The sequence below is a fragment of the Stenotrophomonas sp. LM091 genome, assembly GCF_001806305.1.
GTDB lineage: Bacteria > Pseudomonadota > Gammaproteobacteria > Xanthomonadales > Xanthomonadaceae > Stenotrophomonas > Stenotrophomonas bentonitica_A.
This window is the reverse complement of record NZ_CP017483.1, coordinates 1,643,329-1,665,821: the sequence shown is the minus strand read 5'-3', so window position 1 is coordinate 1,665,821 and position 22,493 is coordinate 1,643,329. Positions and strand designations below refer to the sequence as shown.

Genomic DNA, 22,493 nt, shown 5'->3' with positions numbered 1-22,493 from the left:
TGACGCCACCCTGATACCGCGTTGACGACGCGCCGGCCCTTGCGCTGGCTCAGGGAGTGCTTTGTCTTCATCACACAACGCGCCGTGCGGATCGCCGGTGCGTGGAGTCTGTCCATGTCTGTTTCCTATCCGCTGCGCCAGCAATGGTTCGGCAATATCCGCGGTGATCTGCTGTCCGGCGCGGTGGTCGCCCTCGCGCTGATTCCCGAGGCGATCGCCTTCTCCATCATCGCCGGGGTCGACCCCAAAGTCGGCCTGTACGCCTCGTTCTGCATCGCGGTGGTCACCGCCATCGCGGGCGGGCGGCCGGGCATGATCTCCGCGGCCACCGGCGCGATGGCGCTGGTGATGGTCGATCTGGTGCGCGATCACGGCCTGCAGTACCTGCTGGCCGCGACGATTCTGGCCGGGCTGCTGCAGATCGTCGCGGGCGCGCTGAAACTCGGCGCCTTGATGCGCTTCGTGTCGCGCTCGGTGATCACCGGCTTCGTCAACGCGCTGGCGATCCTGATCTTCCTGGCACAGCTGCCCGAACTGATCGGGATGCCCTGGAAGGTGTATGCCGTGTGCGCGGCAGGCCTGGCGATCATCTACCTGCTGCCGCTGCTGACCCGGGCAGTGCCCTCGCCGCTGGTGGCGATCGTGGTGCTCACCGCGCTGTCGATCTGGCTCGGCCTGGACATCCGCACCGTGGGCGACATGGGTGCGCTGCCGGACAGCCTGCCGACCTTCCTGCTGCCGGACGTGCCGCTCACCTGGGAAACGCTGCGCATCCTGCTGCCGGTCTCGGCCACGCTGGCGGTGGTGGGCCTGCTGGAATCGATGATGACCGCGCAGATCGTGGAAGACATGACCGACACGCCCAGCCAGCGCAACCGTGAATGTGCCGGCCAGGGCCTGGCCAACATCACGGCCGGGCTGTTCGGCGGCATGGGCGGCTGCGCCATGATCGGCCAGTCGGTGATCAACGTCTCATCCGGGGGCCGCGGGCGGTTGTCCTGCCTGGTGGCCGGCGTGCTGTTGCTGCTGCTGGTGGTCTACGGCGCGGAGTGGGTCCGGCAGATTCCGATGGCCGCGTTGGTCGCGGTGATGATCATGGTCAGCATCGGGACGTTCCATTGGCGCTCGTTCGCCGAGTTCCGGCTGCATCCCAAGAGCTCCTCGCTGGTGATGCTGGGCACGGTGATCGTGACGGTCGCCACGCATGACCTGGCCAAGGGCGTGCTCACCGGGGTGCTGCTGTCGGCGCTGTTCTTCGCCCGCAAGGTCGGCCGGATGCTGGAGATCGCCGATGCCGAAGCCGCCGACGGCAGCCGTGTCTACACGGTCAGCGGGCAGGTGTTCTTCGCCTCGGCCGGGCAGTTCGCGGCGGCCTTCGATCTGCTGCATGTGCCCGAGCGCGTGGTCATCGATCTGAGCAACGCGCACTTCTGGGACCTCAGTGCGGTCGGTGCACTGGAGCGGGTGGCCGGCAAGCTGCGCGCGCGTGGCGCCAGCGTGGAGGTGATCGGACTCAATGCCGCCAGCCAGACGCTGGTGGAGCGGCTGGGGCGTGGCGAGCGCGGCGCGGGCGTTCACTGAACACGGTCAGGAAGCGGCGCTAAACATCGGGCCGATCACGCCGTTATCCAGCTGAGTCCCTTCTCTGGGCCGGCGCCGTCAGGGTGCCGGCAGGTGGTATCTCCACAGAGCAGGGCGGTGGCATCGATCCCTGCTGGCCGCGCCGTGATGACACCGCGCGCGTGCCGGCCCGCAATGGACTGCGTGTTTCCGTGGCGGCGCACGCGTGCGTCCGCCGGTATGCCCTTTTTCCGGAACCGCCCCCCATGCCCGTGTCCCGCCCCACCGCGTCCAAGCGCCCTGGCAGCATCGCCAACCGACTGATGCTGGGTACGGCGTTGATCGCCATGCTCTGCTTCGGTGTCACCGCCGCCATCAGCTATCGCGAAGCCAGCGCGTCGCTGGTCGATGCCTCACGCCACACCATGCAGAGCGAGGCCCAGGCCGAAGCGCTGCGGGTGAGTGGTGATCTCTCCAGCGCCTTCGCCACCAGCCAGGCGCTGGCGCAGAACCTGCTGGTGCAGCGCGCCGCGGGTACGCTGTCACGGGCGACGGTCGCCGCCGTGATCCACCAGCAGGTGCAGGTACACCCGGAGTGGGTCGGGTTCGGCACGCTGTGGGAGCCGGAAGCCTTCGATGGCAAGGACACCGAGTTCGTCGGTGCCGAGGCACACGATGATACCGGCCGCTTCATGAGCTACTGGGCCTGGCACGACGGTACGCCGATGCAGGATGCGCTGAAGGGCTACGACGTGCCCGGCGACGGCGACTGGTATCTCAAGCCAAAGGAGTTGAAGCGGCAGACGGTGGCCGAGCCTTATACGTACGAGATCGGTGGCCAGAAGGTGCTGATGACCACGCTGTCCACCCCGGTGATCGATGACGGCACCTTCCTCGGCGTGGTGACGGTGGATTTCGCGCTGGCCGCACTGCAGAAGCACCTCGCCGCGTTGCGCCCGATGGGTGAAGGTCACGTTGAACTGATCTCGCCCGGCGGCATCGTGCTGGCTGCGGAGGACCCGAACGAGATCGGCAAGCGTCGCGAGGATGCGGTGACCACGCAGGTGTTGGCCGCGGTGAAGGCGGACAAGACCTTCGATGCCTTCGAACCGGATGCGGCCGGCAACGTAAAGACCTATGTGCCGCTGCGCATCGGTGGCAGCCAGGAGCATTTCGCGCTCGGTGTGAGCGTGCCGCACGCGCTGATCACCGCGCAGGCACGTGCGCTGCTGTGGATCATTCTCGCCGTTGGCCTGGGCGCGGCGCTGGTGCTCAGCGGCAGCGTGTACGTGCTGCTGCGCCGCCAGGCGATCCGTCCGCTGGCCGATGCGGTCCGCCTGTCCGCCGAGGTGGCCGAAGGCCGTCTGGACACGCCGCTGCCGCCCGCGCGCAACGACGAAGTCGGGCGCCTGCTCGAATCGATGCAGCGCATGCGCAGCCAGTTGCGCGCTGTGATGGCGGCGCAGGGGGAGATGGCCCAGCGCCACGAGGCTGGTGAGTTGAGCTACCGCATGGACGCGCAGGCCTTCCCCGGCGAGTACGGCAAGATGGTGGAAGACACCAATCAGCTGGTTGGCGCCAACATCGCGGTCACGCGCCGTCTGGTCGAGGTGATGCAGCGCTACGCGGTCGGTGACCTGAGCCAGGACATGGACCGCCTGCCCGGCGAGCAGGCCGCCTTTACCGCGGCGATGGATACCACCAAGGCCAACCTGCGCGCCATCAATACCCAGATCGGGGACCTGGCCGGCGCGGCGGCGGTGGGCGATTTCAGCCAGCGTGGCGACGTGGTGCGCTTCGACCACGACTTCCGCGCCATGGTCGAAAACCTCAACACGATGATGCAGGTCAGTGATGACAATCTGCAGCAGATTTCCGCGCTGCTGCGTGCCATCGCAGCGGGTGATCTCACGGCACGCATGCGCGGTGAGTTCCATGGCGTGTTCGCCCGGATGCGTGACGACGCCGATACCACGGTCGCGCAGCTGACCGATATCGTCGGCCGCATCCAGCAGGCCACCGGCAGCATCAACCTGGCCGCCGGTGAGATCGCCGCGGGCAACAGCGATCTGTCGCGCCGCACCGAGCAGCAGGCCGCCAGCCTGGAAGAGACCGCCGCCTCGATGGAGGAGCTCACCTCCACGGTCCGGCAGAACGCGGACCATGCGGTGCAGGCCAACCAGCTCGCCGCCGGTGCTGCCGAGGTGGCCTCGCAGGGCGGCGTGGTGGTCGGCCAGGTGGTGACCACCATGGCCGGCATCGAGGCCTCGTCCAAGCGCATCGCCGAGATCATCTCGGTGATCGACGGCATTGCCTTCCAGACCAATATCCTGGCCTTGAACGCCGCTGTCGAAGCAGCCCGGGCCGGCGAGCAGGGCCGTGGTTTCGCGGTGGTGGCCACGGAAGTGCGCGCGCTGGCCCAGCGCTCGGCGGGCGCCGCCAAGGAGATCAAGACGTTGATCGACGACTCGGTGACCCAGGTCAGTGCGGGCTCGGCACTGGTGCAGACCGCCGGCCGCACGATGGAGGAGATCGTCACCGGCGTGCGTCGGGTCAACGACATCATGGCCGAGATCTCGGCCGCCTCGAAAGAGCAGTCTGCCGGCATCGAGCAGGTCAACCAGACCATCACCCAGATGGACGAGACCACACAGCAGAATGCCGCGCTGGTGGAGGAAGCCACGGCGGCGGCGCGTGCGATGGAGGAGCAGGCCCAGCAGCTGGGTACTGCGGTGGCGATCTTCCGCCTGCAGTCCAGTGCTGGCGCGGCCAGCACATCGGCACGCCGGGCCGCGCCCGCGCGCAGCGCCGCGCGGATGCCGGCAGCGGCCGTGGCCGGAGACGGGGACGACTGGCAGACCTTCTGATCCTGCCCGGCGTGCCACTTCCAATGGCGCGCCGGGTCGCGTGATTCACCGGATGCTCACCGCGCTGCATTGGTAATCGGCGCTATTCTTTGCAGGCATGGTGAGCACATGACCTCCCGTTCCGACCGGCTTGGCCTGGCCGCGCTGACTGCCCTGGTGGTCGGGTCGATGATCGGTGCCGGCATCTTCTCGCTGCCGCAGAACATCGCGCGCAGCGCCGGCCCGGGCGTGGCATTGATCGGCTGGATGATCAGCGGGCTGGGCATGTTGATGCTGGCCTTCGTGTTCCAGAACCTGGCCAACCGCAAGCCCGAGCTGGATACCGGCATCTATGCGTACGCGCGGGCCGGGTTCGGCGATTACATCGGCTTCTCGGCGGCCTGGGGCTACTGGGTCTGTTCGCTGCTGGGCAACGTCAGCTATTTCGTGCTGATCTTCAGTGGCCTGGGCTATTTCGTGCCGGCCTTCGGTGAGGGCAATACCTGGCAGGCGGTGGCGTGTGCGTCCGTGCTGCTGTGGTCGATGCACGCAATGATCCTGCGCGGCATCCGCCAGGCCGCGCTGGTCAATGCCGTCGTCACCGTGGCCAAGATCGTGCCGATCGTGGTGTTCCTCATCATCGCCGCGGTCGGTTTCAAGGCCGACATCTTCACCGGCGACTTCTGGGGCACGGCAGAACTTGGCAGCGTGGGCGAACAGCTGCGCGGCATGATGCTGATCACGGTGTGGGTATTCATCGGCATCGAGGGCGCCAGCATCTACTCGCGGCGCGCGGCCAGGCGCTCGGATGTCGGGCGCGCGACCATCATCGGGTTCCTGTGCGTGCTTGCGCTGCTGATGCTGGTCAATCTGCTCTCGATGGGCGTGCTGCGCCAGGACGCCCTGGCCCATGCACGCAACCCCTCGATGGCCTTCGTGCTGGAGGCCATCGTCGGGCCCTGGGGCGCCACCTTGATCATCATCGGCATGATCGTCTCGGTGCTGGGGGCGTTGCTGGCGTGGGTACTGCTGTGCGCCGAAGTGCTGTACGCAGCGGCGGGGGATGGCACGATGCCGGCCTTCCTCGGGCGTGAGAACGCGCGCCAGGTGCCGGCCAATGCGCTGTGGCTCACCAACGGGCTGATCCAGCTGTTTCTGATCATCACCCTGTTCAGTGCCGGCACCTATACCAGCCTGGTGCTGCTGGGCGCGTCGATGAGCCTGGTGCCGTACCTGTTCTCGGCCGGTTACGGCGCCCTGCTCGCACTGCGCGGGGAAACCTATGCCGGGCAGCGCGGGCTGCGGGCCCGCGATCTGCTGGTGGCCGGGCTGGCAACGCTGTACGCGCTGTGGCTGGTCTATGCCGGTGGGCTGTCCCAGGTTCTGCTGTCGGTACTGCTGTATGCGCCGGGCATCGCCATGTTCGCCGCCGCCAAGCACCAGCATGGGCAGCGGATATTCACCCGGGCCGAGCAGGTCATCGTGGCGGGCGTGATCGTCGTGGCCGGCTGGGCGGCGTGGGGTCTGTACCAGGGCCATCTGCACCTGGCGTGAGAGCGCCCCACAAAAAAGCCCGGTCAAGGACCGGGCTCTTCATCCACGCCTGCGCGCTGCTTACCAGCGCATGCCGGCGAAGGGGTTCCAGCTGGTGTCGCCCTTCACTTTTTCCAGGTAGTACGAATAGTTGGTGGTCAGCGCGATCAACACCGACCAGGCCACGCCGATCGCACGGCCGACCACGTCCGGCAGGAACGCCACGACGACCATCAGCACCAGGGTGATGCCCAGGATGGTCAGCGCCTTGCGCCACATGCCCACGATCAGCAGGTAGATCCAGCTGAAGAACAGGGCGTAGAAGTTGAAGTTGACCTTGATCTTCTGGCCGAACGGCAGCGTCTTGTACGCTGCCTTGAAGGTCGGCGTGTTGGGGGCGCCGTGCTGGTCGAAGAAGTTGAAGCGGAACTGCCACTTGGGGCTGTAGGGGGAAGCAGTGTTGGAATCCATATCCGAATCGTTTGTTGAAAACGATTACATGATACCGACAAGCTATTGATTGGCGCCAATTTTTCGACGCTTGCGGGCACTCTTGGAAGGGACTGCGGGCACCGTCACACATTCGTCCCGGTTTTCCGATAGGGTGCGCAATCCGCGCGGCCGGAAGCCCCGCGGGTCATGAGAAGTCAACGAGATGCCAGACCATGTCCATTGATGTGATGTCCCCCGAGCGCCCTGTGGCAGGACCGCAGATCACGCCGTGCCCGGTCGCCACCCAGGCGCAGCACCTGCTTGCCCAGCTGCAGTTCTCGCAGGTGAGCGCGCGTGCGCTGTCGCGCCCGCCGGTCGACACCGACCTGGCCACCGCCGCCACCGTCGCCTGAGCCCAACGCGCCACCGCACGCCGGTGCGGCCGGTCGTCCAAACGCCCGCCCGCTCCCCCGCCCACGGCATGGAAAAACCGCGCAACACCGGCCCATCCGGCCCCGCACCGGGCCGCTGGAACGGTATCCATCGCCGTGCGGGGCCTGGACTGGCCGGGCGCAAGATGAATGGGCAGAGGCCCATGGCACAGGGCCTGCGCGGCGGTGCCTGTGCGGGGGGCTCCACTTGTCTCGATCCAAAAGCTGAATGCGGAGAAATGCCCGGTCAGCCCTTCGCGCGCACCTTACATTTCGCGCCATAGACTGAGCCGCATTTTTCGTCTCAAGTCGGTTTGGAGAGTTCGTGGGTTCCGGTAGTCACAGACATACGCTGCGTGCCGGTCTCCGGCCCGCATCGACAGGACGCATGCGTGCCAGCGCGCACGCCGGGCTCAGGACGCCCCCTTCCGCACTTGGCACCCCCGGCCTGGCACGCCCTGCACAGGGACACCGCGCATGAGTACCCAGACCCTCAACGCCCCGCTGGATGCCGGCCGGGCGACGTTGCCGGCCGAGTCGCCGTTGCCGATGCCCGAGCAGTCGCTGCGCGAAGGCCGGCTGCAGGTGCCACGCCAGCGCACCTCGCCGCGGATGATCGGGCTGCGCCGTTTCTACATCCTGGGCGGCACCGCGGCGATGACCGCCGCAGCGAGCCGGATGATGTGGAAGGTGCTGGCCGTCAACGGCATCAGCGTGCTCGAGGCCTGCCTGCTGGTGCTGTTCGTGGGGCTGTTCGCGTGGATCGCGCTGTCGTTCGCCGGCGCCGTGGCGGGCTTCCTGACCGCCGTGTTCGATCGGGGCTACAAGCTGGGCATCGACCCGGACGCACCGCTGCCGACCGTGCACACGCGCACCGCGCTGCTGATGCCCACCTACAACGAAGATCCGCGCCGGCTGCTGGCCGGCCTGCAGGCGATCTACGAGTCAGTGGCCGAGACCGGGCAGCTGGCGAACTTCGATTTCTACGTGCTCAGCGACACCCGACGCGATGACATCGGGCAGGCCGAAGAAGCGGCCTACCGCGCCCTGTGCGATGCCGTGGGCGGCCATGACCGCATCTTCTACCGTCGCCGCGGCGACAACAGCGGGCGCAAGGCCGGCAACATCGCCGATTGGGTCCGCCGCTTCGGCGGCGCCTACCCGCAGATGCTGATCCTGGACGCCGACAGCCTGATGACCGGCGACACCATCGTGCGCCTGGTCGCAGGGATGGAGCACAACCCGGATGTCGGGCTGATCCAGACCCTGCCGGCGGTGGTCGGCGGGCGCACCCTGTTTGCCCGCATGCAGCAGTTCGGCGGGCGCGTGTACGGCCCGGTGATCGGCCGCGGCGTGGCGTGGTGGCATGGCGCGGAGAGCAACTACTGGGGCCACAACGCGATCATCCGCACCCAGGCCTTCGCCGAGCAGGCCGGCCTGCCGTCGCTGCCGGGCAAGGAGCCGTTTGGCGGGCATGTGCTCAGCCACGATTTCGTCGAAGCCGCGCTGATGCGCCGGGGCGGCTGGGCCACCCACATGGTGCCGTACCTCAAAGGCAGCTATGAGGAAGGCCCGCCGACCCTCACCGACCTGCTGGTCCGTGACCGCCGCTGGTGCCAGGGCAACCTGCAGCACGCCAAGGTGGTCGGCTCCAAGGGGCTGCACTGGGTCAGCCGCATGCACATGCTGGTCGGCATCGGTCACTACTTCACCGCGCCGATGTGGGCCATGCTGATGTTGATCGGCATCGCGATCCCGCTGTTCCAGGGCGGCATCGACCTCAATGAAGTGCTGCATCTCTCGCCGGGCGTTTACTGGCGCCACCAGGACGAGACGCAGGTGATCCGCATGTTCGCGATCACCATGGTGGTGCTGCTCTCGCCCAAGGTACTGGGCTATCTGGCCATGCTGCTGGAGCCGGTGGAACGCCGCGGCTGCGGTGGCACGATCCGCGCCTTCATTTCGATGCTGCTGGAGACCATCCTTGCCGCGCTGATGGCGCCGGTGGTGATGTACGTGCAGTCGCGCGGCGTGGCCGAAGTGCTGGCCGGCAAGGACTCGGGCTGGGATGCGCAGCAGCGTGACGATGGCGGAGTGTCCTGGCTGGCACTGGCACGTGGCTATGGCGGGCTGAGCGTGTTCGGTCTGTTCATGGGGGCACTGGCCTATGCGGTCTCGCCCTCGCTGGCGGCGTGGATGGCGCCGGTGGTGATCGGCATGGTGCTGGCGATTCCGGTGGTGGGCTTCACCTCCTCGCGCACCGCCGGCGTGTGGATGCACCGGCTGGGCCTGATGGAAATCCCGGAAGAATCGGCACCGCCCAAGGTGCTGGTGCGCGCGGCCGAGCTGCGCCGTGCGGCTGCCGAGGCGCATCCGGCCGGCTGAGCCCTGCGTTGCCGCGATCAGCGCCCCATTGCAGCGGGGCGCGGTCATAATGCGGCTTGAACGTACTGGAGCCGCCTGATGCTGGATACCGTGGAAAACGAAACCGGCGCCGACCCGCAGTGGTCGGTGCTGTGGCTGCATGGCCTGGGTGCCGATGGCCATGACTTCGCCCCGATCGTGCCCGAGCTGGTGCGCCCGCACTGGCCGGCGATCCGCTTCGTATTCCCGCATGCGCCGGTGCAGCCGATCACGATCAACAACGGCGTGCCGATGCGCGCGTGGTACGACATCGTCAGCATGGATTTCCGCTCGCGCGCCGACAGCGCCGGCGTGGATGCCTCGATCGTGGAACTGGAACTGCTGATCGAGCGCGAGATCGCCCGCGGCATTCCGGCCGAGCGCATCCTGCTGGCCGGCTTCTCCCAGGGCGGGGCGGTGATCCTCAGCGCACTGCTGCGCCGCACCCGTCCGCTGGCCGGGCTGATCGCGCTGTCGACCTATCTGCCCGACCCGGCCAAGGCTGCGGCCGCGCGCGTGGCCGGTGCGATCAGCGTGCCGGTGTTCATGGCCCATGGCACGCAGGATCCGGTGATTCCGGTGGCGATCGCCGAGCACACCGCACAGACGCTGGGCGCGCTCGGCCTGCCGGTGGAGTGGCACACCTATACGATGGCCCACCAGGTCTGTGCCGACGAGCTCGACGCACTGGGCAACTGGCTCGAGGCGCGCTTGGCCGCCTGACGCCATGAACGACCCGCGCCAGCAGTCCTGGTTGCCCGAGCTGTGCCGCCTGCCGCGACTGGCGGCGATGCTCGGGTTGGCCGAGCTGGTGGTCGTGGTGGTGGCGCTGGCACCCGATGGCAGCCGCCACTGGACGCTGCCGGACTTCCTGTCCGCCAGCGGCTTCGCGTTGTGGCTGGCGCTGGCAGTGACGGTCAGCCTGTGCAGCGTGCGCGCCATGCTCTCGCGCCTGCCCGAGGTGCCGGGCATGGTGCTGGTGGTGATGATGACCGGCCTGATCGCCGGCGCGTGCGCGGCGATCGTGCATGCGTTGTACGGGGTGATCGGCGGCGGCAGCTTCGCCCAGACCGTCGGCTTCTGGCGGTTCACGCTGGGCAGCGCGGCGATGACCGCATTGATCAGCGCACTGGCGCTGCGCTACTTCTACGTCAGTGATCGTGGCAGCGCGCAGATGCTGGCCAATGCACGGGCCCAGGCCGATGCGCTGCAGGCGCGGATCCGGCCGCATTTCCTCTTCAACAGCATGAACCTGATCGCCAGCCTGCTGCGCCGCGATCCGGACGTGGCCGAGCGCGCGGTCCTGGACTTGTCCGACCTGTTCCGTGCCGCGCTGGGTGCCGGCGATGGCGACTCCACCCTGCAGGCCGAGTGCGAACTGGCCGAGCAGTATCTGTCGATCGAATCGCTGCGCCTGGGCGAACGCCTGAAGGTGATCTGGCTGCGCGACGAGCCGTTGCCATGGTCGTTGCCGATGCCGCGGCTGGTGCTGCAACCGCTCGTCGAGAACGCGGTGCTGCACGGCATCTCACGGGTGCCTGCCGGCGGCACGATCGTGCTGGCGCTGTCCAGCGACGGCACGCAGCTGCGCATCCGGGTGCGCAACCCGGCGCCGGATCCGGCCACCCGCGGGCTGCCGCTGCTGCAGGGCGCAGGCCACGCACAACGCAACATCGCCCACCGCCTGGCCTGGCGCTTCGGCCCGGCCGCGCGGATGACGGGGGCGTGGGCCGACGGCTACTATGCTTGCGAAATCACGGTCCCGGTCCAGTGAGGAAACTGTCTTGAAGGTGGTGATCGCCGACGACGAACCGCTGGCCCGCGAGCGCCTGCGCTCCCTGCTTGCCGACCAGGCCGGCATCGAGGTGGTGGCCGAGGCCGAGAACGGCGAACAGGCGCTGCATGCCTGCGCCGAACTGCAACCGGACCTGGTCCTGCTCGATATCGCCATGCCCGGCCTGGACGGGCTGGAGGCCGCACGCCATCTGGCGACCTTCGAACCCCGCCCGGCCGTGGTGTTCTGCACCGCGTACGACGCGCATGCGCTGTCCGCGTTCGAAGCGGCGGCCATCGATTACCTGATGAAGCCGGTGCGCCCCGAGCGCCTGGCTGCCGCCCTTGAACGGGCGCGGACCTTCCTGGCCGGCCGCAGCGGCCCGGCGACCGCCGCCAGCCAGCAGGCGCGCACGCTGCTGTGCGCGCGCCTGCGCGGCAGCCTGCGGCTGATCCCGGTCGAGGACATCCATTACCTGCAGGCCGAAGAGAAATACGTCGTCGTGCACCACGCGCGCGGCGAAGACCTGCTGGAAGAATCGCTGAAGTCGCTGGAAGAAGAATTCGGCACCCGATTCGTGCGCATCCATCGCAATTGCCTGGTCGCCCGGCACGAACTGGTGGAGCTGCGACGAAATGGCGCAGGCCAGGTCCAGGCGGTGCTGCGCCATGGCCACGGGCCGCTGGAAGTCAGCCGCCGCTGCGTGGCCAGCCTCAAGCAGGACCTCAAACACCTGTAGGCCACGGGGATCCCATCGGGCCTGGCAGGCGCTCACCGTTGGTCGATATGCCTCCGTGCGTCGATAATGGCGCCATGAAGACCCTGCGCATCGCCACCCGAAAGAGCCCGCTTGCCCTGTGGCAGAGCGAATACGTCGCCGACCGCCTGCGCCAGGCGCACCCGGGGCTGGAGGTGGTGTTGATCCCGATGAGCACCCGCGGCGATGAGGTGCTGGACCGCTCGCTGGCGGCGATCGGCGGCAAGGGCCTGTTCCTCAAGGAACTGGAACTGGCGATGCTGCGTGGCGAAGCGGATTGCGCCGTGCACTCGCTCAAGGACGTGCCGATGGAACTGGACGCGCCCTTCGCGCTGCCAGCCATGCTGACCCGTCACGACGCGGCCGACGGGTTCATTTCAAATCTGTACGCCTCGCTGGAGGCATTGCCGATCGGGGCCCGGGTGGGCACCTCGTCGCTGCGCCGCCAGGCCCAGCTGCGCGCGCTGCGCCCGGATCTTGAGCTGCAGGACCTGCGCGGCAACGTCAACACGCGCCTGGCCAAGCTCGACAACGGCGGTTACGACGCGATCGTGCTGGCGGTCGCCGGGCTGGAACGCCTGGGCCTGGGCCACCGTATCGTGGCGCGCCTGGCCGCCCCGGACTGGTTGCCGGCCCCGGCGCAGGGCGCAGTCACGGTGGAGTGCAACGGCGAGGACGCGGCGGTGATGGGCCTGTTCGCTGCGCTGGACGATGCCGACACGCGTGCCTGCGTGGAAGCCGAGCGCGCCATGAACCGCGCGCTGCACGGCAGCTGCCATGTACCGGTAGCGGGGTTCGCGCAGTGGGAAGGGGAGAATCTGTTCCTGCAGGGCCTGGTCGGCGGGGTCGCCGATGGCCGCATCGTGCGTGCCCAGGCGCGTGGCCCAGCCAGTGACCCGGAAACGCTGGGCCAGCGCGTCGCGCGCGGGCTGCTCGATGCCGGCGCCGGGGAACTGCTCGCGGTGTAGTGCCGGCCGCTGGCCGACATTCCAGATCGCGCGAGGTTCCCGGCTAGCCGGCCAGCGGCCGGCACTACGTCACGATGGCGGGCGCACCGGCGCCCGCAGCGATTACTTGAACTTGTAGACCACGTTCATCGTGGTCAGCGTGTCGGTCTTGCGCTTGTCATCGGCGACGTCGCTGTTGTGACGCGCCTGCCAGCCGGCCTTCAGCGCCAGATGCTCGTTCATGCTCACCGATACGCCGAAATCGTTCTGCGCGAAGGTGTTGTACGAGCCCGATTCGACCAGCAGCGTGTTCACCAGGTCGGTGTTCGGGGTCAGCGTGTACTTGAGATCGAACAGGCCGCGGCCGATCAGGCCGGTACGGGTCGAGTCGTCTTCGGTGTTGTGGGTGCGGCGCACACCCGGACCGATCTGCGCGTCCATGTAGAAGCGCTCGGCGTCGATGATCCGGGTGCCGTAACCGAGACCGAACGAGCTCTGGCGGTCGTAGGTGGCGAAATCGTCGCGCTCGTAACGCACCGTGGCGGTGATCTGGCGGTGTTCGCCCAGCTGCAGCGCGCTGCCGGCGCTGCCGGTGTAGCGGTTGGCGGTGGTGTTGCGGCGGCGGATGGTGGTGCCGTCGTCGTTGGTATCGGTGTACTCCGAGCGCGAGCGCAGGCCGAACAGGTCCATGCTGTGCACCCAGTCATCATCGGTGTAGCGCAGGCGCAGACGACCGTTGAAGCTCTCGGTATTGCTGTTGCCGCGGGCCGAGGCAAAGCCCAGTTCGCCGCCACTGCCGCTCCAGGGGGAGGTCATCGCCGCCAGTTCGGCAACGTCCTGTGCATAAACCGCCGGGGCGCAGAGCAGCAGGGGAACAAGCAACGAAACGCGCAGGGACATCAACGGTTCTCCGTGATCGGACAAGGGGGAGGGACAACAAGGGGGGGATGATACTTGATGCGTTCCACGTCACATTCGGCGATGGGCCGGGGCTTTAGGACCCGTTCGGCCTCGCCCCTGTTCAGGGAATATCGATCCGCAGCGCGGCGTCGTCGAAGCGCGAGTAGGTCACGGTGATCCGGAACGGCTGCCCGTTGGTCTGGCCCTTGCGCTCGATCTGCACCGGTAGGCCCTGTGCATTGACCCAGTACAGCAGGCCATCGGGCGCTGCGGTCGCGTGGCGCACCTCGTATTTATGGGCGCGCTGGCCGCCGGCGCGTTCTTCGCCGAGGTCGCGCACCTGCAGCTGCGCCGGCTCCAGATCGGCGGGCAACGGATTGCGCCACTGGGCCAGCATCCCTTCGGGCACCGGGATCTGGCGCACTTCGCCGGCACGCTGCAGGAAGAAGGTGCCGCCGATGATGGTCTGCGGGCCATCCTCGGTGACGAGGCGGTAGCGGTCCGGGGCCACGTAGTCCATCTGCGCCTCCACCGCGCGCGGGCCCTGCATCTTCATCACCGCATGGAAGCTGCGCAGCTGGCCGAAGCGCTGGCTGGCGGCCAGCACCGTGCCGACCGGATCGGCGGCCGGTGCGGTCGCGGCAGGCACCGCAGCCACGGGCGTTTCAGTGCGCCCACAGCCGCTGGGCAGCAGGGCGGCGGCGGACAGGGCAAGGACGGGCAACAGGCGCATGACGGGCGGCAGCAGGCGATGGGGGCCCCACGATAGCCGAAGATGCAGCCGAAGCCGCCACAACGACGGCGACTCGGACATAATCGGGTCATGGACCGATATGAACGCATCAACGCCCTGCATCGCCTGCTCAAGTCCGCCCGTTACCCGGTAACGGTGGCGGCCCTGCAGGAAAAACTGGAGTGTTCCCGCGCGACTGTCTACCGCGACCTGGCCTTCCTGCGCGATGCGCTGATGGCGCCGGTGGAAGGCGATGGCGAGGCGGGCTTCCGCTACCAGGCCGACGAAAGCGACCGCTTCGAGCTGCCGGGCTTGTGGCTCAGCTCGGAAGAGCTGCACGCGCTGCTGGCCTCCCAGCACCTGCTCTCGCGTACGGGCGGCGGCGTGTTGTCCTCGGTGCTGGCCCCGCTGCAGCAGCGCATCGAAGGGCTGCTGGCGGCGCAGGCCGGTGTCTCCAGCTGGCCGGTCGACCGGGTCCGGGTCATTCCGCACCGCGGGCGCAAATTCGATGAGGCCAGCTTCCGCGCGGTGGCCTCGGCGGTGCTGGAGCGCAAGCAGCTGGCCTTCGAGTACCGGGCCCGCTCCACCGACGAGGCGACCCAGCGCACCGTGTCGCCGCAGCGCATGACCCACTATCGCGACAACTGGTACCTCGATGCGTGGGACCACGGCCGCGAAGGCCTGCGCAGCTTCGCCGTGGACCGCATCTACAAGGCCCGCGTGATCGATACCACCGCGCGCGATGTGGATGAGAGCGAGCTGGACGAGCAGCTGGGCGCCAGCTACGGCATCTTCTCCGGACCGCCCAAGGGCTGGGCCACGATCGTCTTCAGTGCCAAGGCCGCACGCTGGGTGGCCGATGAGCATTGGCATTCCAAGCAGCAGGGCCGTTTCCTGCCCGATGGCCGCTACGAGCTGAAACTGCCTTACAGCGTCTCGCGTGAGCTGCTGATGGACGTGCTGCACTACGGCTCGGACGCGGAGATCGTCGAGCCGGTGATGCTGCGCGAACAGGCCAAGGCCCTGCTGGCCCTGGCGCTGACCAGCTACGAGTAAGCCGGCCCGGCCGGCATCGGCTCATGCCGTGGGGTCATATGCCCCGGATTCCGCAAGGGCGGGGCGTGCGGTATCGTGGGGCGTTGCTGCCCCTACGGATTCCGCTGCCCCCATGAAAAAGTACCTGCTGCTCCCGTTGCTTGCCGCCTCGCTGGCCCTGTCCGCCTGTGGCAAGCCGGCCCATGATTCCCAGAAGCTGGTGGTCGCGGCCACCGCGGTGCCGCACGCCGAGATCCTGGCCGTGGTCAAGCCGATCCTGGAGAAGGAGGGGCTGACCCTGGAGGTGCGCGTGTTCAACGATTACGTGCAGCCCAATGACCAGCTGGTGCAGAAGCAGGTCGACGTGAACTACTTCCAGACCGAGCCCTACCTGGACGCCTACAACCGCGACCGCAAGACCGACCTGGTCAAGGTGATCGGCGTGCATATCGAGCCCTTCGGTGCGTACTCGCGCCGCTTCAAATCGCTCGATGCGCTGCCCAACGGCGCCGACGTGGTGATCCCCAACGACCCGAGCAACAACAGCCGCGCGCTGATCCTGCTGCACAAGGCCGGCGTGATCACGCTCAAGGACCCGACCAATGCGTTGGCGACCCAGCGCGACATCACCGCCAACCCGAAGCAGCTCAAGTTCCGCGAGCTGGACTCGGCGATGCTGCCGCGCGTGCTGGACCAGGTCGATCTGGCCCTGATCAACACCAACTACGCGCTGGATGCCGGGCTCAACCCGACCCAGGATGCGCTGGCGATCGAGAGCAAGGATTCGCCGTACGTGAACTTCCTCGTTGCCCGCCCGGACAACAAGGACGATGCCCGCGTACAGCAGCTGGCCAAGGCCCTGACCGGCCCGGAAGTGAAGGCCTTCATCGCCGAGAAGTACAAGGGTGCGGTCCTCCCGGCATTCTGACCGGCACCCACGGTAGCGCCACGCCATGCGTGGCTGGCCGCGCCCGCGCGGCAATGATCGCCGACGCGGGCGTCACCCCACGCGGAAGCCCATCGTCGCTTCCACCGCCTGCTGCCAGCCGCGGTACAGCGCCTCGCGCTGATCCGTCGGCATCTGCGGGGTGAAGCGGCGGTCCACCGCCCACTGTTCGGCGATCTCCGCCCGGCTGCTCCAGAAGCCGGTGGCCAGCCCGGCCAGATACGCGGCGCCCAGCGCGGTGGTCTCGGCCACCTGCGGGCGCAGCACCGGCACGCCCAGGATGTCGCTCTGGAACTGCGCCATGAAGTCATTGGCGATCGCACCGCCATCGGCGCGCAGTTCCTTCAGCTCGATGCCCGCATCGGCCTGCATCGCCGCCAGCACATCGCGGGTCTGGTACGCCATGGATTCCACCGCCGCGCGGATGAAGTGTTCCTTGGTGGTGCCGCGGGTCAGGCCGAACATCGCGCCACGCACATCGCTGCGCCAGTACGGTGCGCCCAGTCCCACGAACGCCGGCACCAGGTACACGCCACCGTTGTCGGCGGCCCGCTCGGCGTACGCTTGGCAATCGCTGGATTTGCCGAACATGCGCAGCCCATCGCGCAGCCACTGCACCACCGAGCCGGCGACGAAGATCGAGCCTTCCAGTGCGTATTCCACGCGGCCATCGATGCCCCAGGCGATGGTGGTGAGCAGCCCGTTCTCGGATACCACCGCCTTGTCGCCGGTGTTCATCAGCATGAAACAGCCGGTGCCGTAGGTGTTCTTGGCCATGCCCGGCTCGAAGCAGGCCTGGCCGAACAGCGCGGCCTGCTGATCCCCTGCGATGCCGGCGATGGGCAGGTGCTGGTCGAAAAAGAACTGCGCCTGGGTGGTGGCATACACCTCGCTGGAGCTGCGGACCTGCGGCAGCATCTCGCGTGGAATGTTGAACAGCGCCAGCAGCTCATCGTCCCACTGCAGCGCATGGATATCGAACAGCAGCGTGCGCGCGGCATTGGTCACGTCGGTGACGTGCGCCTGGCCGCCACTGAGGTTCCAGATCAGCCAGCTGTCGATGGTGCCGAACAGCAGCTCGCCGCGTTCGGCACGTGCCTGCGCGCCCTCGACGTGATCGAGGATCCAGCGGATCTTGGTCGCGGAAAAATAGGCATCGATCAGCAGCCCGGTCCTGCGCCGGATCAGCGGCTCGTGGCCGTCGGCCTTGAGCTGCTCGCAGATCGCATGGCTCTGCCGCGACTGCCATACCACCGCGTTATGGATCGGCTGGCCGGTGGCCTTGTCCCAGACCACGGTGGTCTCGCGCTGGTTGGTGATGCCGATCCCGGCGATCGTGCGCGGGTCCACCTGGTGGCGGTTCAACAGTTCGGTGATCGTGGTGTAGACGCTGGTCAGGATCTCGCGCGGATCGTGCTCGACCCAGCCCGGCTGGGGGAAGATCTGGGTGAACTCGCGCTGCGCGCTGCCGGCGATGCGCCCGGCACGATCAAACAGCATGGCGCGCGAACTGGTCGTGCCCTGGTCGATGGCGAGCACGTAGTGCTTGTCCATGGTCTGCTCCGTGGAATCGATGCCGTGAGGCGTGACAGACATACAGCCTACGGCATCGAAACGCGCGCCTGCACGGTGGCCGCCACGGCCTCGCGCTGTGCAGCGTCCAGCCGCAGGCCGAGATGGCTGCGGCGCCACAGCACGTCCTCGGCGGTGCTTACCCATTCGTGCGTGATCAGGTAGTCCAGCTCGCGCTCGTGCAGGCCGCCGCCATGGTCCTGGCCCAATGCGTCGCGTGTCTGGGCGCCGGCAAGCAGGCCGCTTGCGCGCGTGCCGTAGCTGGCGGCCAGGCGCTGGAGCAGGGCAGGGGGCAGGTGAGGATGATCGCGCTGCAGGGTCTCCGCCACCTGTACCGCGTTGCCACCGTCGCCACCGGGCAGCGGTGGCCCGCCGGCCGTCCAGGCCGCTCCCATCGCCGGCAGCGAGGGTGACAGGCGCCCAAGCGCTTCCTCGGCCAATGCGCGATACGTGGTGAGTTTGCCGCCCAGCACGCTCAGCAGCGGGGCGCCGGCGGTGTCCAGCTCCAGCCGGTAATCGCGGGTGACCTGCGATGCAGCGCGATGATGATCGGCCAGCAGCGGGCGCACGCCGCTGTAGCGCCAGACGATGTCATCGGCCTCGACCGGCACGCGCAGGAACCGGTTCACCGCATCAAGCAGATAGGCCTGCTCCTCCGCGCGCGGTTTGACCCACGCCGGATCACCGTCGTAATCGGTGTCGGTGGTGCCGATCAGGGTGAAGTCCTGCTCGAACGGGATCGCGAACACCACGCGCTGGTCGGGCTGCTGGAACAGGTAGGCGCTGTCATGTGCGAACAGGCGCGGCACCACCAGGTGGCTGCCCTGCACGAGCCGCAGCCCGAGCGGTGCATCCAGCCCCGCGCGCTGCAGCACCGTGCCGGCCCAGGGGCCGCTGGCGTTGACCACGCAGCGGGCGCGGATGCGCTGCACGTCGCCGCTGGCCGTACGCAGCACCGCCCACCAGTGGTCGCGGTGGCGGATCAACTGTTCGCAGCGGGTGCGGGTGCGGATATCGGCACCGCGCTCGTGTGCATCCAGTGCGTTGAGTACCACCAGCCGGGCATCGTTGACGCGGGCGTCCGCATACGTGAAGCCGGTCCGGTAGCCCGGCTGCAACGTCTCGCCGCGGGGATCGCGTTGCAGGTCGATGCGCTGCGAGGGCGGGAAATGCGGATTGGGGCGGCCCAGGTGGTCGTACAGCCACAGGCCGGCACGCAGCATCCAGGCCGGGCGCAGATGGCGCGCATGCGGCAGCACGAACGTGGTCGGGGCAATGAGGTGCGGGGCGAGCTGGCGCAGCGTTTCGCGTTCGTTGAGCGCCTTGCGCACCAACGCGACTTCACCCTGCTGAAGGTAGCGCAGGCCACCGTGGATCAGCTTGGTGCTGGCGCTGGAGGTGTGGGCGGCCAGGTCATCCTGCTCGCACAGACATACCGAGAGCCCGCGCCCGGCCGCATCCCGCGCGATCCCGGCGCCATTGATGCCGCCGCCCACCACCAGCATGTCGAAGGACTCGCGCATCGGCTCCCCGGGGCGGATCGGCGTGGTCCGCCGTGGTGGCCAGTGTCGGGCAGTGGTCGGCAACGCCCGATGAAAGTCGCGGGCCCCACAACGACAACGGGCCCGCAAGGGGCCCGTTGTGCGTACTGCGTGGTGCGGGAAAAGGCGTGCTTAGAAGCGCGCGCCGATGCCGAAGCCCACGGTCCACGGATCCAGCTTGGCCTTGTCGCCGGTGCCTTCGCCGTTGACGGTCAGTTCCGGGCGCGAATGCATGTAGCGGACATCGGCGCGGGCGAACCAGGTGCTGTTGATGTTCATGTCCACGCCGACGGTGCCGATCGCGCCCTTGGCGGTCTTCACACCGATGTGGCCGATGTCGCTGGCGAGGTCTTCATTGCTGAAGTTGGACTCGTAGTAACCGGCGCCCACGAACGGGCGGAACACGTTGTCGGCCTGGCCGAAGTGGTACTGGCCGCTCAGCGCGATCGGCTGCTGCTCGACGGTGCCCAGGCGGGCGCCATCGGTGCCGCGCACGCGGTGGTCGAACTTGTCCGCTGCGCCCCACAGTTCCACGGCCCAGTTGTCGTTGATGTAGTAGCTGAAGCTCAGGGTCGGGGCCGGGCCACCGTCCACCTTGCGCACGCCGTCCAGCGGGTCGTTCTTCGGCTGCAGCAGCGAGACGCCGCCGACCACGGCGAAGTGCTTGCCGGACGCGGTATCAACGGTGCTGTCCTGCGCGAAAGCAGCCGGCGCAAAAGCAAGAGCAGTCAGGGTAGCCAGGGTCAGAGTACGGATGGAGCGCATGGGGGAATCTCCTCAGGATGTTTTTGTTCTGGGCCCCGGTGTTGTGGGGCGAGGCAACCGTAGTCCCCGCAATATGAATCGCATCCGACGCGCGTTAAATTTTAGTTGTTTCCATTCAGCGATCAGTGCGAAACCGCTGTATTTCCGGGTGATCATGCAACCTCCGACATTCATGCATCTGGTGGCCGTGTGATGGAAACAACCCGCTGCATCGGCTTTCCTGCGCAGCTGAATGCAGGATGCCGCGTGCTGGTGCTCGGCTCGATGCCCGGCGTGGCGTCGCTGCAGGCCGCGCAGTACTACGCGCATCCGCGCAATCGTTTCTGGCCGTTGATGGGCGTGCTGTGCGGGATCGACGCAACGGTTCCTTATCCCGATCGCATGCATGCATTGAACGCGACCGGCGTGGGCGTGTGGGATGTGATCGGGCAGTGCGAACGACGCGGCAGCCTGGATGCGTCGATCGTGCGTGGCAGTGAAGTCCCCAATGCGCTGGGCGCACTGATCGAGGGACTGCCCTCGCTGTGCGCGATCGCCTGCAATGGCGGCACCGCCTACCGCGCGTTCCAGCGGTTCATCGCGCCCGCGCTTGTCGGACCGGCGCAGGCGTTGCCGGTCTGGTCGCTGCCCTCCACCAGCCCCGCCAATGCGGCCTGGCCGCTGCCCCGGCTGGTGCAGGCGTGGCAGGCGCTGGTCGATGCCGTGTGCCGCTGAGGCGGGGACAGCGGCGGACAATACGGTACCGACTGGAAAATTCCGCTTTGCACTGTGCCAAGCCGAATCCGGCCAAAGCAGATGCCTGCAACAGCCTGTCCCGGGACAGGGGGGCGGAAAATTCGCCAAGCCGGTTGGCGCTGGCGCGCGATACCCCCACAATAGGCGATTCCCTACACCAGATTGCCGGAGTTTTCCCCATGGCCGAAATCAAGGAAGCACTTGTCCCCGATATCGGTGACTACAGCGATATCCCGGTAATCGAGGTGCTGGTCGCCGTTGGAGATACCGTCAAGAAAGACCAGGGTCTGGTGACGCTGGAATCGGACAAGGCCACGATGGAAGTGCCGTCCTCGGTGGCCGGTATCGTCAAGGAAATCAAGGTCAAGGTCGGCGACAACCTCTCCGAGGGCAAGCTCGTGGCCCTGATCGAAGTCAGCGAAGAGGCCGTCGCGCCGGCCGCTGCTGCTGCCCCGGCCCCGGCCGCCAAGACCGAAGCGGCCGAGACCGCGACCAAGGTCGAGCCCGTCGCCGCCCCGGCCGAGCCGGACAAGCTGGCCGCCCGTGACATCGAACAGTCCGCCGCCAAGCCGACCCAGCCGGCCCCGGCCGCTGCTGCCCCGTCGGGCGGCTCGCCGACCAGCCCGCCGGTCGCCTTCAACGCCGACAGCGTGCTGCCGCAGAAGGTGCCCTACGCATCGCCGGCCGTGCGCGTGTTCGCCCGCGAGCTGGGCGTGGACCTGAACCAGCTGAGCGGCACCGAGAAGGGTGGCCGCATCACCAAGTCCGACGTGCAGAAGTTCGTCAAGTCGGCCCTGGCCGGCGGCGGCGCTGCCGCTGGCGGCACGGTGGCGGCCGGTGGCGGCCTGAACCTGCTGGCCTGGCCGAAGGTCGACTTCAGCAAGTTCGGTGAGGTCGAGGTCCAGCCGCTGTCGCGCATCAAGAAGATTTCGGGCGCGAACCTGGCCCGCAACTGGGCGATGATTCCGCACGTCACCCAGTTCGAGCAGGCTGACATCACCGAGCTGGAAGCCCTGCGCGTGGCCCTGAACAAGGAAAACGAGAAGGCCGGCATCAAGCTGACCATGCTCGCCTTCCTGGTCAAGGCCAGTGCCGCGGCGCTGAAGAAGTTCCCGGAGTTCAACGCTTCGCTGGATGCCAGCGGCGAGAACCTGACCCTGAAGAAGTACTTCAACATCGGCTTCGCGGCCGATACGCCGAGCGGCCTGGTCGTGCCGGTCATCCGCGACGTCGACAAGAAGGGTGTGGTGCAGATCGCGCAGGAATCCGGCGAACTGGCCAAGAAGGCGCGTGACGGCAAGCTCGGCCCGGCGGACATGAGCGGTGGCTGCTTCTCGATCAGCTCGCTGGGCGGCATTGGTGGCACTGCGTTCACCCCGATCGTCAATGCGCCGGAAGTGGCCATCCTGGGCGTGTCCAAGTCGTCGATCCAGCCGGTCTGGAACGGCAAGGAGTTCGCGCCGAAGCTGATGCTGCCGCTGTCGCTGAGCTATGACCACCGCGTCATCGACGGCGCGCTGGCCGCCCGCTTCACCACCTACCTCTCGCAGGTGCTGGCCGACATGCGGCGCGTCCTGCTGTGA

At 67.7% G+C, this 22,493-nt stretch carries 19 protein-coding genes; 13 read left to right on the top strand and 6 right to left on the bottom strand.

Annotated features, from left to right (window positions below; all coding sequences use genetic code 11):
• The first annotated feature begins 114 nt into the window (after positions 1–114).
• From BIZ42_RS07285 to arcD, 3 genes are all read left to right on the top strand, one after another.
• Positions 115–1,581 carry a SulP family inorganic anion transporter gene (locus BIZ42_RS07285; RefSeq protein WP_070426010.1) on the top strand — a complete coding sequence of 489 codons (1,467 nt, stop codon included), beginning with the start codon at positions 115–117 and terminating at the stop codon, positions 1,579–1,581.
• Positions 1,582–1,826: 245 nt separating this feature from the next.
• Positions 1,827–4,427, top strand: coding sequence for a methyl-accepting chemotaxis protein (locus BIZ42_RS19980; protein WP_070426009.1), 2,601 nt, complete (start codon positions 1,827–1,829; stop codon positions 4,425–4,427).
• A gap of 108 nt (positions 4,428–4,535) precedes the next feature.
• On the top strand, positions 4,536–5,960 hold the full coding sequence (arcD, locus tag BIZ42_RS07275) for an arginine-ornithine antiporter (protein ID WP_070426008.1): 1,425 nt from the start codon (positions 4,536–4,538) through the stop codon (positions 5,958–5,960).
• A 60-nt stretch (positions 5,961–6,020) separates the two neighbouring features.
• Here the strand turns inward: arcD and BIZ42_RS07270 are convergent, their stop codons facing one another.
• The gene (locus BIZ42_RS07270; RefSeq protein ID WP_070426007.1) at positions 6,021–6,410 is read right to left on the bottom strand and encodes a DUF2628 domain-containing protein; all 390 of its coding nucleotides are present in this window, start codon (positions 6,408–6,410) and stop codon (positions 6,021–6,023) included.
• Positions 6,411–6,604: 194 nt separating this feature from the next.
• Here BIZ42_RS07270 and BIZ42_RS07265 point away from each other — a divergent pair, with 194 nt between their 5' ends.
• From BIZ42_RS07265 to hemC, 6 genes are all read left to right on the top strand, one after another.
• On the top strand, positions 6,605–6,784 hold the full coding sequence (locus BIZ42_RS07265) for a hypothetical protein (RefSeq protein ID WP_070426006.1): 180 nt from the start codon (positions 6,605–6,607) through the stop codon (positions 6,782–6,784).
• Positions 6,785–7,279: 495 nt separating this feature from the next.
• Entirely contained in the window at positions 7,280–9,187 is a 1,908-nt protein-coding gene (gene mdoH, locus BIZ42_RS07260) for a glucans biosynthesis glucosyltransferase MdoH (protein ID WP_019183612.1), read from the top strand.
• Positions 9,188–9,262: 75 nt separating this feature from the next.
• A complete protein-coding gene (locus tag BIZ42_RS07255; protein ID WP_172838074.1) occupies positions 9,263–9,928 on the top strand; it encodes a carboxylesterase in 666 nt (221 codons plus the stop codon).
• A 4-nt stretch (positions 9,929–9,932) separates the two neighbouring features.
• A complete protein-coding gene (locus BIZ42_RS07250) occupies positions 9,933–10,979 on the top strand; it encodes a histidine kinase (protein WP_070426004.1) in 1,047 nt (348 codons plus the stop codon).
• A gap of 10 nt (positions 10,980–10,989) precedes the next feature.
• Positions 10,990–11,718 (top strand): LytTR family DNA-binding domain-containing protein, encoded by a 729-nt coding sequence (locus BIZ42_RS07245; RefSeq protein WP_019183615.1) that lies wholly within the window; start codon positions 10,990–10,992, stop codon positions 11,716–11,718.
• A 74-nt stretch (positions 11,719–11,792) separates the two neighbouring features.
• Positions 11,793–12,704 carry a hydroxymethylbilane synthase gene (hemC, locus tag BIZ42_RS07240; RefSeq protein ID WP_070426003.1) on the top strand — a complete coding sequence of 304 codons (912 nt, stop codon included), beginning with the start codon at positions 11,793–11,795 and terminating at the stop codon, positions 12,702–12,704.
• Positions 12,705–12,806: 102 nt separating this feature from the next.
• On the opposite strand, the gene BIZ42_RS07235 is transcribed toward hemC, so the two are convergent.
• Positions 12,807–13,583, bottom strand: coding sequence for a DUF481 domain-containing protein (locus BIZ42_RS07235; RefSeq protein WP_019183617.1), 777 nt, complete (start codon positions 13,581–13,583; stop codon positions 12,807–12,809).
• Between the two features lie 121 nt (positions 13,584–13,704).
• Entirely contained in the window at positions 13,705–14,316 is a 612-nt protein-coding gene (locus tag BIZ42_RS07230; RefSeq protein ID WP_070426002.1) for a hypothetical protein, read from the bottom strand.
• A gap of 90 nt (positions 14,317–14,406) precedes the next feature.
• On the opposite strand from BIZ42_RS07230, the gene BIZ42_RS07225 reads away from it, so the two are divergent.
• Together BIZ42_RS07225 and BIZ42_RS07220 are read left to right on the top strand one after the other, a co-directional pair.
• Positions 14,407–15,372 (top strand): YafY family protein, encoded by a 966-nt coding sequence (locus tag BIZ42_RS07225; RefSeq protein WP_019183619.1) that lies wholly within the window; start codon positions 14,407–14,409, stop codon positions 15,370–15,372.
• Between the two features lie 112 nt (positions 15,373–15,484).
• Positions 15,485–16,279 carry a MetQ/NlpA family ABC transporter substrate-binding protein gene (locus BIZ42_RS07220; RefSeq protein WP_070426001.1) on the top strand — a complete coding sequence of 265 codons (795 nt, stop codon included), beginning with the start codon at positions 15,485–15,487 and terminating at the stop codon, positions 16,277–16,279.
• 72 nt (positions 16,280–16,351) lie between these two features.
• On the opposite strand, the gene glpK is transcribed toward BIZ42_RS07220, so the two are convergent.
• From glpK to BIZ42_RS07205, 3 genes are all read right to left on the bottom strand, one after another.
• Positions 16,352–17,851 (bottom strand): glycerol kinase GlpK, encoded by a 1,500-nt coding sequence (gene glpK / locus BIZ42_RS07215; protein ID WP_070426000.1) that lies wholly within the window; start codon positions 17,849–17,851, stop codon positions 16,352–16,354.
• A 47-nt stretch (positions 17,852–17,898) separates the two neighbouring features.
• Positions 17,899–19,392, bottom strand: a complete 1,494-nt coding sequence (glpD, locus tag BIZ42_RS07210; RefSeq protein WP_070425999.1) for a glycerol-3-phosphate dehydrogenase — start codon at positions 19,390–19,392, stop codon at positions 17,899–17,901.
• A gap of 150 nt (positions 19,393–19,542) precedes the next feature.
• A complete protein-coding gene (locus BIZ42_RS07205; protein ID WP_070425998.1) occupies positions 19,543–20,175 on the bottom strand; it encodes an OmpW family outer membrane protein in 633 nt (210 codons plus the stop codon).
• Between the two features lie 192 nt (positions 20,176–20,367).
• Between BIZ42_RS07205 and BIZ42_RS07200 the strand changes: the two genes are divergently transcribed.
• Complete coding sequence (locus BIZ42_RS07200; protein WP_070425997.1) at positions 20,368–20,889, top strand: DNA-deoxyinosine glycosylase; 522 nt, start codon at positions 20,368–20,370, stop codon at positions 20,887–20,889.
• Between the two features lie 200 nt (positions 20,890–21,089).
• The gene (gene aceF, locus BIZ42_RS07195) at positions 21,090–22,493 is read left to right on the top strand and encodes a dihydrolipoyllysine-residue acetyltransferase (RefSeq protein WP_070425996.1); all 1,404 of its coding nucleotides are present in this window, start codon (positions 21,090–21,092) and stop codon (positions 22,491–22,493) included.

What these genes read in the sequence shown, in the direction of transcription:
- BIZ42_RS07265 (WP_070426006.1), top strand. Translation starts at nt 6,605, where the DNA reads ATGTCCATTGATGTGATGTCCCCCGAGCGCCCTGTGGCAGGACCGCAG.
- BIZ42_RS07225 (WP_019183619.1), top strand. Translation starts at nt 14,407, where the DNA reads ATGGACCGATATGAACGCATCAACGCCCTGCATCGCCTGCTCAAGTCC.
- mdoH (WP_019183612.1), top strand. Translation starts at nt 7,280, where the DNA reads ATGAGTACCCAGACCCTCAACGCCCCGCTGGATGCCGGCCGGGCGACG.
- BIZ42_RS07285 (WP_070426010.1), top strand. Translation starts at nt 115, where the DNA reads ATGTCTGTTTCCTATCCGCTGCGCCAGCAATGGTTCGGCAATATCCGC.
- BIZ42_RS07270 (WP_070426007.1), bottom strand. Translation starts at nt 6,410, where the DNA reads ATGGATTCCAACACTGCTTCCCCCTACAGCCCCAAGTGGCAGTTCCGC.
- BIZ42_RS07250 (WP_070426004.1), top strand. Translation starts at nt 9,933, where the DNA reads ATGAACGACCCGCGCCAGCAGTCCTGGTTGCCCGAGCTGTGCCGCCTG.
- hemC (WP_070426003.1), top strand. Translation starts at nt 11,793, where the DNA reads ATGAAGACCCTGCGCATCGCCACCCGAAAGAGCCCGCTTGCCCTGTGG.
- BIZ42_RS07205 (WP_070425998.1), bottom strand. Translation starts at nt 20,175, where the DNA reads ATGCGCTCCATCCGTACTCTGACCCTGGCTACCCTGACTGCTCTTGCT.
- BIZ42_RS07235 (WP_019183617.1), bottom strand. Translation starts at nt 13,583, where the DNA reads ATGTCCCTGCGCGTTTCGTTGCTTGTTCCCCTGCTGCTCTGCGCCCCG.
- BIZ42_RS07200 (WP_070425997.1), top strand. Translation starts at nt 20,368, where the DNA reads ATGGAAACAACCCGCTGCATCGGCTTTCCTGCGCAGCTGAATGCAGGA.
- aceF (WP_070425996.1), top strand. Translation starts at nt 21,090, where the DNA reads ATGGCCGAAATCAAGGAAGCACTTGTCCCCGATATCGGTGACTACAGC.
- glpK (WP_070426000.1), bottom strand. Translation starts at nt 17,851, where the DNA reads ATGGACAAGCACTACGTGCTCGCCATCGACCAGGGCACGACCAGTTCG.
- glpD (WP_070425999.1), bottom strand. Translation starts at nt 19,392, where the DNA reads ATGCGCGAGTCCTTCGACATGCTGGTGGTGGGCGGCGGCATCAATGGC.
- BIZ42_RS07230 (WP_070426002.1), bottom strand. Translation starts at nt 14,316, where the DNA reads ATGCGCCTGTTGCCCGTCCTTGCCCTGTCCGCCGCCGCCCTGCTGCCC.
- BIZ42_RS07220 (WP_070426001.1), top strand. Translation starts at nt 15,485, where the DNA reads ATGAAAAAGTACCTGCTGCTCCCGTTGCTTGCCGCCTCGCTGGCCCTG.
- BIZ42_RS19980 (WP_070426009.1), top strand. Translation starts at nt 1,827, where the DNA reads ATGCCCGTGTCCCGCCCCACCGCGTCCAAGCGCCCTGGCAGCATCGCC.
- arcD (WP_070426008.1), top strand. Translation starts at nt 4,536, where the DNA reads ATGACCTCCCGTTCCGACCGGCTTGGCCTGGCCGCGCTGACTGCCCTG.